This window comes from Mycolicibacter sinensis, from assembly GCF_001667945.1.
GTDB lineage: Bacteria > Actinomycetota > Actinomycetes > Mycobacteriales > Mycobacteriaceae > Mycobacterium > Mycobacterium sinense_B.
Map to the genome: position 1 here is coordinate 1 of NZ_LZJK01000001.1, position 11,751 is coordinate 11,751.

10 protein-coding genes are annotated in these 11,751 nt (G+C 69.1%); 8 read left to right on the top strand and 2 right to left on the bottom strand.

Annotated elements, in window-relative coordinates:
- Both recG and A5694_RS00010 read left to right on the top strand, forming a co-directional pair.
- Window positions 1-2,114, top strand: a 2,114-nt coding sequence (gene recG / locus A5694_RS00005; RefSeq protein ID WP_234786471.1) for an ATP-dependent DNA helicase RecG, incomplete at its 5' end; no start/stop codon positions are given.
- The gene (locus tag A5694_RS00010; protein WP_064919817.1) at window positions 2,111-2,824 is read left to right on the top strand and encodes an HNH endonuclease family protein; all 714 of its coding nucleotides are present in this window, start codon (window positions 2,111-2,113) and stop codon (window positions 2,822-2,824) included. The genes recG and A5694_RS00010, both read left to right, overlap by 4 nt.
- A gap of 4 nt (window positions 2,825-2,828) precedes the next feature.
- Here A5694_RS00010 and A5694_RS00015 read toward each other — a convergent pair whose 3' ends face one another.
- Window positions 2,829-3,668, bottom strand: a complete 840-nt coding sequence (locus tag A5694_RS00015; RefSeq protein WP_064919818.1) for an aldo/keto reductase — start codon at window positions 3,666-3,668, stop codon at window positions 2,829-2,831.
- Between the two features lies 1 nt (window position 3,669).
- Complete coding sequence (locus tag A5694_RS00020) at window positions 3,670-4,515, bottom strand: aldo/keto reductase (RefSeq protein ID WP_064919819.1); 846 nt, start codon at window positions 4,513-4,515, stop codon at window positions 3,670-3,672.
- On the opposite strand from A5694_RS00020, the gene A5694_RS00025 reads away from it, so the two are divergent.
- From A5694_RS00025 to coaD, 6 genes are read left to right on the top strand one after another with little or no spacing between them, the layout of a single operon-like run.
- Window positions 4,514-5,626: an alpha/beta hydrolase gene (locus A5694_RS00025; protein ID WP_064919820.1), complete on the top strand. Its 1,113-nt coding sequence runs from the start codon at window positions 4,514-4,516 to the stop codon at window positions 5,624-5,626. The two genes, A5694_RS00020 and A5694_RS00025, sit on opposite strands and share 2 nt — an antisense overlap.
- 60 nt (window positions 5,627-5,686) lie before the next feature.
- Window positions 5,687-6,442: a DsbA family protein gene (locus A5694_RS00030; RefSeq protein ID WP_064919821.1), complete on the top strand. Its 756-nt coding sequence runs from the start codon at window positions 5,687-5,689 to the stop codon at window positions 6,440-6,442.
- The gene (locus A5694_RS00035) at window positions 6,439-7,062 is read left to right on the top strand and encodes a vitamin K epoxide reductase family protein (RefSeq protein WP_064919822.1); all 624 of its coding nucleotides are present in this window, start codon (window positions 6,439-6,441) and stop codon (window positions 7,060-7,062) included. The genes A5694_RS00030 and A5694_RS00035 overlap by 4 nt, the downstream gene beginning before the upstream one ends.
- A gap of 10 nt (window positions 7,063-7,072) precedes the next feature.
- Window positions 7,073-10,456 carry a pyruvate carboxylase gene (locus A5694_RS00040; protein ID WP_064919823.1) on the top strand — a complete coding sequence of 1,128 codons (3,384 nt, stop codon included), beginning with the start codon at window positions 7,073-7,075 and terminating at the stop codon, window positions 10,454-10,456.
- A 46-nt stretch (window positions 10,457-10,502) separates the two neighbouring features.
- On the top strand, window positions 10,503-11,057 hold the full coding sequence (gene rsmD / locus A5694_RS00045) for a 16S rRNA (guanine(966)-N(2))-methyltransferase RsmD (RefSeq protein ID WP_064919826.1): 555 nt from the start codon (window positions 10,503-10,505) through the stop codon (window positions 11,055-11,057).
- Between the two features lie 23 nt (window positions 11,058-11,080).
- Window positions 11,081-11,557, top strand: a complete 477-nt coding sequence (coaD, locus tag A5694_RS00050) for a pantetheine-phosphate adenylyltransferase (RefSeq protein ID WP_064919824.1) — start codon at window positions 11,081-11,083, stop codon at window positions 11,555-11,557.
- The last annotated feature ends 194 nt before the right edge of the window (window positions 11,558-11,751 follow it).

Consider the following 11,751-nt stretch of genomic DNA (forward strand, 5'->3'; position numbering starts at 1 on the left):
GCCTGCTCGGTGGCGACCCGCACCGAACCGTGCCGGGTGCTGCCTGCCGCCCGCGCCATGGTGTAGCCGTCGTCGACACCATCGGCTCGGCCGTGCTCAAGGACATGCAGCGCCGTAAGGGCAAATTCCTCGTCGTCACCGTCGGAACTGGCCGCAACAGGGTCAGTGCGACGTTCTTCAACCCCAAAGGCCTGCGCTGGCGGCTGACACCTGGCACCCGGGTGATGCTCTCCGGTGAGGTCAAGCTGTACCGGGGCGCGATCCAGCTCACCCACCCGGACTTCTTGGTACTCAAGGAAGCCGACGGGACAGCGCAGAACGGTCACTTCGGCAGCAGTTCCCTGCGCAATATCGCCGACGCATCTCAAAAAGTCAGCGGGCAGCTCAACCACGCGGACTTCGAGCGCAGCTGCTACCCGATCTATCCCGCCACCGCGAAACTGCAGAGCTGGGACATCTTCGCCTGTGTCCGGCAGGTTCTTGCAGTGCTCGATCCGGTTCCCGATCCGCTGCCGGCGGTGGTGCGCACCGAACGCGGTCTGCTCGGCGAAGACGAAGCGCTGCGGGCGATCCATCTGGCGGAGAACGCCGCCGAACGCGACCGCGCCCGCGATCGGCTGGCCGTCGACGAAGCGTTCGGCCTGCAGTGGGCGCTGGCGATGCGCCGCAACAGCGAACTGTCCCAATCCGGCCCGCCGGCGGCGCCGCGAATCGACGGGCTGGCCGCGGAGCTGCTGGGCCGCTTGCCGTTCGAGCTCACCGCCGGGCAGCGAGACGTGCTTGACGTGTTGGCGGCCGAGCTCGCTGCGCCGCGTCCGATGAACCGATTGCTGCAGGGTGAGGTCGGCTCCGGCAAGACGATCGTGGCGCTGCTGGCGATGCTGCAGATGGTCGATGCGGGATATCAGTGCGCGTTGCTTGCCCCTACCGAAGTGCTTGCCGCCCAACACGTCCGGTCGATCCGGGACATGCTGGGTCCGTTGGCGATGGGTGGTCAGCTCGGCGGCGCCGACAACGCCACCGCGGTGACGCTGCTCACCGGCTCGATGTCGGCGGGCGCCAAGAAGCAGGTCCGCGCCGAGATCAACAGTGGTGCCGCCGGGATCGTGGTGGGCACCCACGCCCTGCTGCAGGACGCTGTGGAGTTCCACGAGCTGGGCATGGTGGTCGTCGACGAACAGCACCGGTTCGGCGTCGAGCAGCGGGACCAGTTGCGCGCCAAGGCCCGCGACGGCATCACCCCGCACCTGCTGGTGATGACGGCAACGCCGATCCCGCGCACGGTGGCGCTCACGGTCTACGGCGATCTGGAGACCTCGACGTTGCGCGAGCTGCCCCGCGGGCGCCAACCGATCCGGTCCTCGGTGATCTTCGAGAAGGACAAACCGGCCTGGCTGGACCGGGCCTGGCAGCGCATCCGCGAAGAGGTCGCGGCCGGCCGGCAGGCCTACGTGGTGGCGCCCCGCATCGACGAGTCCGACGAGGGCAGCACGCCTGGCGCGACCGACGAGGGCGGCCGCACCTCGGCCACCGCGGTGGGACTGTTCGATCGGCTGCGGGCCGGGCCGCTGTCGGGCTTGCGGCTGGGCTTGATGCACGGGCGGCTCACCGCAGACGAGAAGGACGCGGTGATGGCGGCGTTCCGCAGCGGCGCAGTCGATGTGCTGGTGTGCACCACGGTGATCGAGGTCGGGGTCGACGTGCCCAACGCCACGGTGATGCTGATCGCCGACGCCGACTGGTTCGGCATCAGCCAGCTGCACCAGCTGCGCGGCCGGATCGGCCGCGGCCAGCACGCCAGCCTGTGCCTGCTGGTGACCTCCAGCGCCCCGGGATCCAAGGCCGGAAAGCGCCTGGAGGCCGTGGCCGGCACGCTGGACGGGTTCGCGCTGGCCGACCTGGACCTGCGTGAGCGCGGTGAGGGAGATGTGTTGGGCCGCAATCAGTCCGGCTGGCGCGGTGGGTTGAAGCTGTTGTCGCTGGCCGATCACGGCGAGGTGATCGAAGCCGCCCGGCAGTTCTGCGCGCAGGCCTGGGATACCGACCCGTCCGATCCCGGATTAGCCGTGCTGGCCGAGCCGTTCACCGACATCGAATACCTGGACAAGTCATGACCAACCGCAAAACGTTGCTGTGGCTGGCCGTGGTGGCGCTGCTGGCCGTGGTCGTCGCCTTTCAGACCGTGTCGGCGGCGGGCAGGAGCAGCCGTGCCCTGGGTGCGCGGTCCGGGGTGCCCACGGTGGCGCCCGGCACCGATGTGCTGGCCGGGATCACGGTGGTTCCAGCGCGCACCCACCGCCATGACTACCGCCGTTCGCTGTTCGGTGACGCCTGGGACGACGACAACGACGCGCCCGGCGGCCACAACGGCTGCGACACCCGCAACGACATCCTCAACCGTGACCTGGTCGACATCACCCACGTGTCGACGAAGCGCTGCGCGCAGGCGGTGGCCACCGGCACCCTGCGCGACCCCTACACCAATGCCACCGTCGCCTTCACCCGCGGCGCCAAGATCGGCGAAGCTGTGCAGATCGACCACATCGTCCCGCTGGCCTACGCCTGGGACATGGGCGCCTCGGGCTGGTCGTACCGCCAGCGGCTGCGCTTCGCCAACGACCCGGCCAATCTGCTGGCGGTCGCCGGGCAGGGCAACCAGGACAAGGGCGATGCCGGGCCGGGCCAGTGGATGCCGCCGAATCAGGCGTTCGCCTGCCAGTACGCCATGGCCTACCTCGCGGTCCTGCGCGGCTACGCGCTGCGGCTCGACGCGCCGTCGGCCGAGGTGCTGCGCCGGGCGGCGGGGACGTGCCCGACCGGATAGGGGCTCAGAGCCCGGTGTAGGTCAGCGGGTCCTCGCGCACCCGGGTGCCGTCGTTGAGCCCGCCCAGCGCGTCCATGTGCTCGGCGGCCAGTTCGAAGCCGAACACGTCGAAGTTGGCCGCGATGCGCTCCGGGTTGGCCGACCGCGGGATGACCACGTTGCCCAGCTGCAGGCTCCACCGGATCAGCACCTGAGCGGGGGTCTTGGCGTACTCGCCGGCGATCGCCGTCACCGCCGGGTGGTCGAGCAGCCGGCCCACCGCCAGCGGGCTGTAGGCCTCGGTGACGATGTTGTGCTCGGCGTGGAACGCCCGCAGCTCGGCCTGGTTGAGCAGGGGGTGCAGCTCGATCTGGTTGACCGCCGGCGTCACGAACGACAGGTCGATCGCGTCGTTGAGGTGCTCGGGGGTGAAGTTGCACACCCCGATCGACCGGGTCAGCCCCTGCTCCCTGGCCTGGATCAATCCGCCGAAGCTGTCGACGTACATGCCCAGCGGCGGAGCCGGCCAGTGGATCAGGTACAGGTCCACATACTCCAGCCCGAGCCGCTCCGCGCTGGCACCACAGGCCTCGATGGCGCTGGTGAAACCCTGATCGGCGTTGGCCAGCTTGGTGGTGACGAACAGCTCCTCGCGGGGGATGCCCGACGCGGCGATCGCCCGGCCCACCGCGGCCTCGTTGCCGTATACCTTGGCGGTGTCGATCAGCCGGCAACCCAGCTCGAGCGCGGCCGAGACCGCGCGCTCGGTTTCGGCGTCCGACAGCTCGGCCACCCCGAGCCCCAGAGTCGGCATCGTGTTGCCGTCGTTGAGCGCGACGGTGGGGATCGAAGTGCCCGGCGTCATCTCACCTACCTGTGTAGTCGAATGTGCGTGGATCGGGTCCCAGACGGGCGCCGTCGTCGAGCGAGGATATCGCGGCCATCTCAGCCGTGCCGAGTTCGAAGTCGAAGACTTCGAAGTTGCTGACGATGCGCTCAGGGTTGACCGATTTCGGAATGACGATATTACCGAGCTGAATGTGCCACCGGATCAGCACCTGCGCCGGTGTCTTGCCGCACCGCTGCGCGACCTCGGTGACCGTCGGGTGCGCCAGCAGCGAACCCCGGCCCAGCGGCGCCCACGCCTCGGTGGCGATGCCGTGGCGGGCGTGCACCGCACGCAGTTCGGCCTGGCTGAACCGGGGGTGCAGCTCGACCTGGTTGACGACGGGCACGATGCCGGTGCCGTCGATGAGCATCTTGAGGTGCTCGGGTTCGAAGTTGCTCACCCCGATCGAGCGGATCCGGCCCTGATCCCGCAGGTGGGCCAGCGCCCGGAAGGTGTCGACGAATTTGCCGAGGGCTGGAAGGGGCCAGTGGATCAGGTACAGGTCCAGCACGTCGAGGCCGAGCCGGCCCATGCTCTTGTCGAATGCCGCCAGCGTCGAGTCGTATCCCTGGTCGGCGTTCCACAGCTTGGTGACGATGTACACCTCCTCGCGCGGCAATCCGGACGCCGCCACGGCACGGCCGACCTCGCGCTCGTTGGCGTACAGGGCAGCGGTGTCGATGTGGCGGTATCCCGCCGCGAGTGCGGTGCTCACCGCCCGCTCGGTGTCGGCGGGCGAAATCTTGTAAACCCCGAAACCGACGGAGGGGATCGAATTACCGTCGTTGAGCGTGACCGAGCGCAAGTTACTTCGAACAGTCATGCCACGAAGTCTGCCAGGCGGACCGACCTCCGGGGCGGCGGCGCGGTGGGCCGACCAGCTGCAGAGCACCGTCTTCACCGTCGGCATGAAGGTGACGCCGATGCTGCCGATCGGGGTGCAACGGCTGATGACCGGCGGGCGGTTGGTGACCATCGACGGCAACACCCTCGACCCCACCTTGCGCCTGGCGCTGGCCGGGCAGCGCGCCGTGGGCATCAACGGCATCATCACCGATGACGACGTGGCCGCCTCCCGAGCCCAGCTCCGTGAGCTGACCGCCGGGCTCGGCGGCACCGACATCCATGTCGACGTTCGCGACACCGTGGTGCCCGGCCCGGCCGGCGACATCGCCGCCCGCTGCTACCGGCCGGCCGGCAGCAGCGATACCGCCGCGCACCCGGTGCTGGTCTTCTATCACGGCGGCGGTTTCGTGGTCGGGGACTTGGACACCCACGACGCGATATGCCGGCTGACCTGTCGGGACGCCGAGGTGGTGGTGCTGTCCATCGACTACCGGCTGGCCCCCGAGCACCCGGCACCGGCCGCGCTCGACGACGCCTACGCCGCGTTCCGCTGGGCCCACGACCACGCGGCGGAGCTGGGCGGCATCCCCGGCTGCGTGGCGGTGGGCGGGGACAGCGCCGGCGGCAACCTGGCCGCGGGGGTAGCGCTGCTGGCGCGCGATGACGGCGGACCGGCGCCGACCCTGCAATGGCTGATCTACCCGGTGACCGACATGGCGGCCCAGACCCGTTCCCGCACGCTCTACGCCGACGGCTACCTGCTGACCAAGCACGACATCGACTGGTTCACCGCCCAGTACGTGGGCCGCTCACAGCTGGATCCGACCGACCCGCGGCTGTCGCCGCTGCTGGCCCCAGACCTGTCCGGCGTGGCGCCCGCGCTGATCGCCGTCGCCGGATTCGACCCGCTGCGCGACGAAGGCGAACAGTTCGCCACGCTGCTCCGCGACGCCGGGGTCGTCGTCGATCTGCGGCGGATGCGGTCGTTGACGCACGGTTTCATCAACCTGTTCGGACTCGGCGGTGGCAGCACCACCGCGACCACCGCGTTGATCTCGGCGCTGCGGGCCCACCTCAGCCGCGGCTGAGGCCGCCTGCGCACGCCGGTACGCTGAACCGCAAACCGACCACCGAACACGAGGACCACTGTGGCCAGCAAACCCAAACGCCCCGGCGCCTCCGGCTTGAGGGCCGCCGATCACAAACGCAATCTCGCCATGCAGATCGGGCTCGTCGCGATCGTGGTGGTCTTCGCGGTCGGGCTCATCGGCTACATCGTGGTGTCTAACAGTCACAAGAAGGGCGCCGGCGCCGGCGAGGCGATCCGGGTGACGTCGAGCAAGCTGGTTACCCGCGACGGCACCGACGAGCCGAAGGCTGTGGTGTCGTTCTACGAGGACTTCCTCTGCCCGGCCTGCGGCAACCTCGAGCGTGCGCTCGGTCCGACGGTGTCCCGGCTCATCGACAGCGGGGCGATCGCGGCCGACTACCACATGGTCGCGATCCTGGACCGCTCGCAGAATGACAATTACTCCTCGCGGGCCGGTGCCGCGGCCTACTGCGTCGCCGACGAGAGCATCGACGCCTTCCGCCGGTTCCACACCGCGCTGTACACCGAGGAGCTGCAACCGTCGGAGATCGGGACCGAGTTCCCCGACAACAAGCGTCTGATCGAACTGGCTCGCCAAGCCGGTGCCGCGGGCAGCGTTCCGGCGTGCATCAACAGCGGCAAATACCTCAAGATGGTGGGCGGCATGGCCCAGGCCGCCGGCATCCACGCCACCCCCACGCTGCGCATCAACGGTGAGGATTACCGCCCGTCGACCCCGGAAGCCCTGGTCTCGAAGATCCGGGAGATCGTCGGCGACCTGCCCGGTATGGACGTCCCGGCCAAGGAGTCGTGAGCATCGCGGCTCCGGCGGTCGACTCAGCCGCACCGCCGCCGGCACCCGGGGCGCCGCCGGCGGCCTCCCGGGCCTGGGCGGTGTTGGTCGCCGGGGTCATCGGGTTGGCCGCCTCGCTCATCCTGACCGTCGAGAAGATCCGGCTGCTCACCGATTCGTCGTATGTGCCGTCGTGCAATCTGAACCCGGTGTTGTCGTGCGGACCGGTGATGGCCACCCCGCAGGCATCGGTGCTGGGCTTCCCCAACCCGCTGATGGGCATCGTGGCGTTCACCGTCGTGGTGGTCACCGGGGTGCTGGCGGTAGCGAAAGTCCCTCTGCCACGGTGGTATTGGGGCGGTATGGCAGCCGGCACCCTGGTCGGGGCGGGCTTCGTGCACTGGCTGATCTTCCAGAGTCTGTACCGGATCGGCGCGCTGTGCCCGTACTGCATGGTGGTCTGGGCGGTCACCATGTGCCTGCTGGTGATATTCGCCGCTTTCGCCTCTGAGTACGACGGTGCACCCAAAATATTGCAGTATTTGCACCGGTGGCGGTGGACGTTGGCTGCGTTATGGTTTATCGCGTTATTCCTGTTGGTATTCCTTCGATTTCAGGATTACTGGTTGACGCTGATTTAAGGGGTGCCCTGTGATCTCCAAAGTGCTGGTCGCCAACCGCGGAGAGATCGCCATCCGCGCGTTCCGCGCCGCCTATGAACTCGGAATCGACACGGTTGCGGTCTACGCCTATGAAGACCGCAATTCGGTGCACCGGCTCAAGGCGGACGAGTCCTACCAGATCGGCGAGCCGGGGCACCCGGTGCGTGGCTACCTGTCGGTGGAGGCCATTGTCGCCACTGCCAAGCGGTGCGGTGCAGATGCGGTCTACCCCGGGTACGGCTTCCTCTCGGAGAACCCGCGACTGGCCCAGGCCTGTGCCGACGAGGGCATCACCTTCGTGGGCCCCAGCGCGGCGGTGCTGGCGCTGGCCGGCAACAAGTCGCACGCGGTAGCGGCCGCGCGGGAGGCCGGCCTGCCGGTGCTGGCGTCCTCGGAGCCGTCGCGCTCGGTCGACGACTTGGTGGCGGCCGCGGCCGACATGTCGTTCCCCCTGTTCGTCAAGGCGGTCGCGGGCGGGGGTGGTCGTGGGATGCGCCGGGTCGCCGACCGGAGTGGGTTGGCCGAGGCCGTCGAAGCCGCCAGTCGGGAAGCCGAATCGGCCTTCGGGGATCCGACCGTGTATCTCGAGCAGGCGGTGATCAACCCACGCCACATCGAGGTGCAGGTGCTCGCCGACGCCCACGGCAACGTGGTGCACCTGTTTGAGCGGGACTGCAGCGTGCAGCGCCGGCACCAGAAGGTCGTCGAGCTGGCCCCGGCACCGAACCTGGATCCGGTGCTGCGGGACAAGATCTGTGCCGACGCCGTCGCGTTTGCCAGGCACATCGGCTACAGCTGCGCGGGCACGGTGGAGTTCCTGCTCGACGAGCGCGGCCACTACGTGTTCATCGAGATGAACCCGCGAATCCAGGTGGAGCACACCGTCACCGAGGAGATCACCGACGTCGACCTGGTCTCGGCGCAGCTGCGGGTCGCCGCCGGGGAGTCCCTGGCGGATCTGGGCCTGCGCCAGGACGACATCGTGCCGCACGGCGCGGCGCTGCAGTGCCGGATCACCACCGAGGACCCGGCCAACGGTTTCCGGCCCGACACCGGCCGGATCACCGCCTACCGCAGCCCGGGCGGGGCCGGTATCCGCCTCGACGGCGGCACCAACCTGGGCGCGGAGGTCAGCCCACACTTCGATTCGATGCTGGTCAAACTGACCTGCCGGGGCCGGGACTTTCCCACCGCGGTGAACCGGGCGCGGCGGGCGATCGCCGAGTTCCGCATCCGTGGGGTGTCGACGAACATCCCGTTCCTGCAGGCGGTGCTCGACGACCCCGACTTCCGCGCCGGACGCGTGACCACGTCGTTCATCGACGAGCGCCCACAGCTGCTGACCTCGCACGCTTCGGCCGACCGCGGCACCAAGATCTTGACCTATCTGGCCGACGTCACGGTCAACCAGCCGCATGGTGCCCGGCCGTCGGCGGTGTACCCACGCGACAAGCTGCCCGAGGTCGATCTGGCGAGTGCGCCGCCGCCGGGCTCCAAGCAGCGGTTGATGGCGCTCGGGCCCGACGGCTTCGCCCGCTGGCTGCGTGAATCACCGGCGGTCGGGGTCACCGACACCACGTTCCGGGATGCGCACCAGTCGCTGCTGGCCACCCGGCTGCGCACCAAGGGGCTGCTCAATGTGGCGCCGTACGTCGCCCGCACCACCCCGCAGCTGCTTTCGGTGGAGTGCTGGGGCGGGGCGACTTACGATGTGGCGCTGCGGTTTTTGAAGGAGGACCCGTGGGAGCGGCTGGCCGCGCTGCGTGAAGCACTGCCCAACATCTGCCTGCAGATGCTCCTTCGGGGCCGCAACACCGTCGGTTACACGCCCTACCCGGAATCGGTGTGCTCGGCGTTCGTTCAGGAAGCAACCGATACCGGTATCGATATCTTCCGGATCTTCGATGCCCTCAACAATGTCGGCTCGATGCGTCCGGCGATCGACGCGGTGCGCGAAACCGGTTCGGCGATCGCCGAAGTCGCCATGTGCTACACCGGAGACCTCAGCAATCCGGCCGAGGACCTCTACACCTTGGACTACTACCTCAAGCTGGCCGAGCAGATCGTCGACGCGGGTGCGCATGTGCTGGCGATCAAGGACATGGCCGGGCTGCTGCGGCCGGCGGCGGCGACCACCTTGGTCGGTGCGCTGCGGAGCCGTTTCGACCTGCCGATCCACGTCCATACCCATGACACTCCGGGCGGTCAGCTGGCCAGTTACGAGGCGGCCTGGCGGGCCGGAGCCGACGCCGTCGATGGCGCGTCCGCGCCACTGGCCGGCACCACCAGCCAGCCCGCGCTGAGCTCGATCGTGGCTGCCGCGGCGCACACCGATTTCGACACCGGCCTGTCGCTGTCGGCGGTATGCGACCTGGAGCCGTACTGGGAAGGGGTGCGAAAGGTTTACGCCCCGTTCGAATCCGGGCTGGCCGGGCCGACCGGCCGGGTCTACCGGCATGAGATCCCCGGCGGTCAGCTGTCCAACCTGCACCAGCAGGCCAAGGCGCTGGGGCTGGCCGACCGGTTCGAGGACATCGAAGCCAACTACGCCGGAGCCGACGCGGTGCTGGGCCGGCTGATCAAAGTCACCCCCAGCTCGAAGGTGGTGGGGGACCTGGCGCTGGCCCTGGTCGGGGCCGGCATCAGCGCTGAGGAGTTCGCCGCCGACCCGGCGCGGGTGGACATCCCCGACTCGGTGATCGGTTTCCTGCGCGGGGAGCTGGGGGAGCCGGCCGGTGGATGGCCGGAACCGTTGCGCACCAAGGCATTGACGGGGCGTGGCCCGGCGCGGGAGGTGCAGCAGCTCTCCGCCGATGACGAGGCCGCGCTGGCGTTGTCCGGACCGAAGCGGCAGGCGACGCTGAACCGGCTGTTGTTTCCCGGCCCCACCAAGGAATTCGAGGCGCACCGTGACCTCTACGGCGACACCTCGGGGCTGTCGGCCAACCAGTTCTTCTACGGTCTGCGGCAGGGCGAGGAGCACCGGGTGCGCCTCGAACGCGGTGTGGAACTGCTGATCGGGTTGGAGGCCATCTCCGAACCGGATGAACGCGGCATGCGCACGGTGATGTGCATCATCAACGGCCAGCTGCGGCCGGTCGAGGTGCGTGACCGCAGCGTGGCCAGCGAGGCGCCGGTGGCCGAAAAGGCCGATCGCAGCAAGCCCGGACACGTTGCCGCGCCGTTCGCCGGCGTGGTGACCATCGGGGTGGCAGAGGGTGAGCAGGTAACCGCGGGCCAGACCGTCGCCACCATCGAGGCGATGAAGATGGAGGCCGCCATCACCGCACCGGCCGATGGGACCGTGGAGCGGGTGGCCGTTTCGCAGACCGCGCAGGTCGAGGGCGGCGATCTGCTGGTGGTGCTGAGCTGACCGCCGACGACGGTGCAGAGCGCAGCGATGCTGAGGAGTGGCGCAGATGACCCGCATCGTCGGCGGCGCCGCGGGCGGGCGGCGGATTGCCGTGCCGCCCCGCGGAACCCGGCCGACCACCGACCGGGTCCGTGAGGCACTGTTCAACGTGCTCGACGCGCGGCTGGACCTGACCGGGATGGCGGTGCTGGATCTGTATGCCGGCTCGGGGGCGCTGGGGTTGGAGGCGCTGTCGCGTGGCGCCGCCTCGGCGCTGTTCGTCGAATCGGACCGCCGCGCCGCCGACGTGCTGGCCGGCAACATCGCCGCCTTGGGACTGGCCGGTGCCACGCTGCGCCGCGGGACGGTGGCCGCGGTGCTGACCGCCGGTACCGCTGCGCCGGTGGATCTGGTGCTGGCCGACCCGCCGTATGAGATCGCCGACGCGGACATCGACGCCCTTCCGGTGTTATTGACCGCCGGCGGCTGGGCCGGGCCGGGCACCGTGGTGGTGATCGAGCGCGCTGCCTCCAGTTCTGCAGTGTGCTGGCCGGACGGCTGGGAGGCGTGGCCGGATCGCCGGTACGGCGACACCCGGCTGGAGCTGGCCGAACTGGTATAGCCCTGCTGCTAGCGTCTTGAGCCATGAGCGGTGCGGTATGCCCCGGATCCTTCGACCCGGTGACGCTGGGACATGTCGACATCTTGGAGCGCGCAGCCGCCCAGTTCGATGAGGTGGTGGCCGCGGTGTTGGTCAACCCGGCCAAGAAGGGCATGTTCAGCCTGGATGAGCGCCTGGAGATGATCGCCGAAGCAACGGCGCACCTGCCCAATGTGCGCGCGGAGTCGGGTCAAGGCTTGGTGGTCGACTTCGTCCGGGAGCGGGGACTGACCGCGATCGTCAAGGGTCTGCGCACCGGCACCGACTTCGAGTACGAGCTGCAGATGGCGCAGATGAACAAGCACATCGCCGGGGTGGACACGTTTTTCGTGGCGACCACACCGCGGTACTCGTTCGTGTCCTCGTCGCTGGCCAAGGAGGTCGCGTCGATGGGCGGGGAGGTCTCGGATCTGTTGCCCGAGGTGGTGAACCGGCGGCTGGCCGAGAAGCTGCGCTCCTAGCGGCGGCTTCCGGCAAAACGGGACGCTGTGCGGCGACTCAGTTCGCGTTCGGTGGTGGTTGGGGTTGGAAGGGTTGGTACCACCACCATTGGGCGCGTTCGCCGGTTGGTCCGGGGCACGGTGGGACGGTGGGCGGGGGTTGTTTGGGTGGCCGGGCTAGTGATGCCGGGGTCAGTGGTCGGTTGGTTCCTCGG

What these genes read in the sequence shown, in the direction of transcription:
- A5694_RS00010 (WP_064919817.1), top strand. Translation starts at nt 2,111, where the DNA reads ATGACCAACCGCAAAACGTTGCTGTGGCTGGCCGTGGTGGCGCTGCTG.
- A5694_RS00015 (WP_064919818.1), bottom strand. Translation starts at nt 3,668, where the DNA reads ATGACGCCGGGCACTTCGATCCCCACCGTCGCGCTCAACGACGGCAAC.
- A5694_RS00025 (WP_064919820.1), top strand. Translation starts at nt 4,514, where the DNA reads ATGCCACGAAGTCTGCCAGGCGGACCGACCTCCGGGGCGGCGGCGCGG.
- A5694_RS00020 (WP_064919819.1), bottom strand. Translation starts at nt 4,515, where the DNA reads ATGACTGTTCGAAGTAACTTGCGCTCGGTCACGCTCAACGACGGTAAT.
- rsmD (WP_064919826.1), top strand. Translation starts at nt 10,503, where the DNA reads ATGACCCGCATCGTCGGCGGCGCCGCGGGCGGGCGGCGGATTGCCGTG.
- coaD (WP_064919824.1), top strand. Translation starts at nt 11,081, where the DNA reads ATGAGCGGTGCGGTATGCCCCGGATCCTTCGACCCGGTGACGCTGGGA.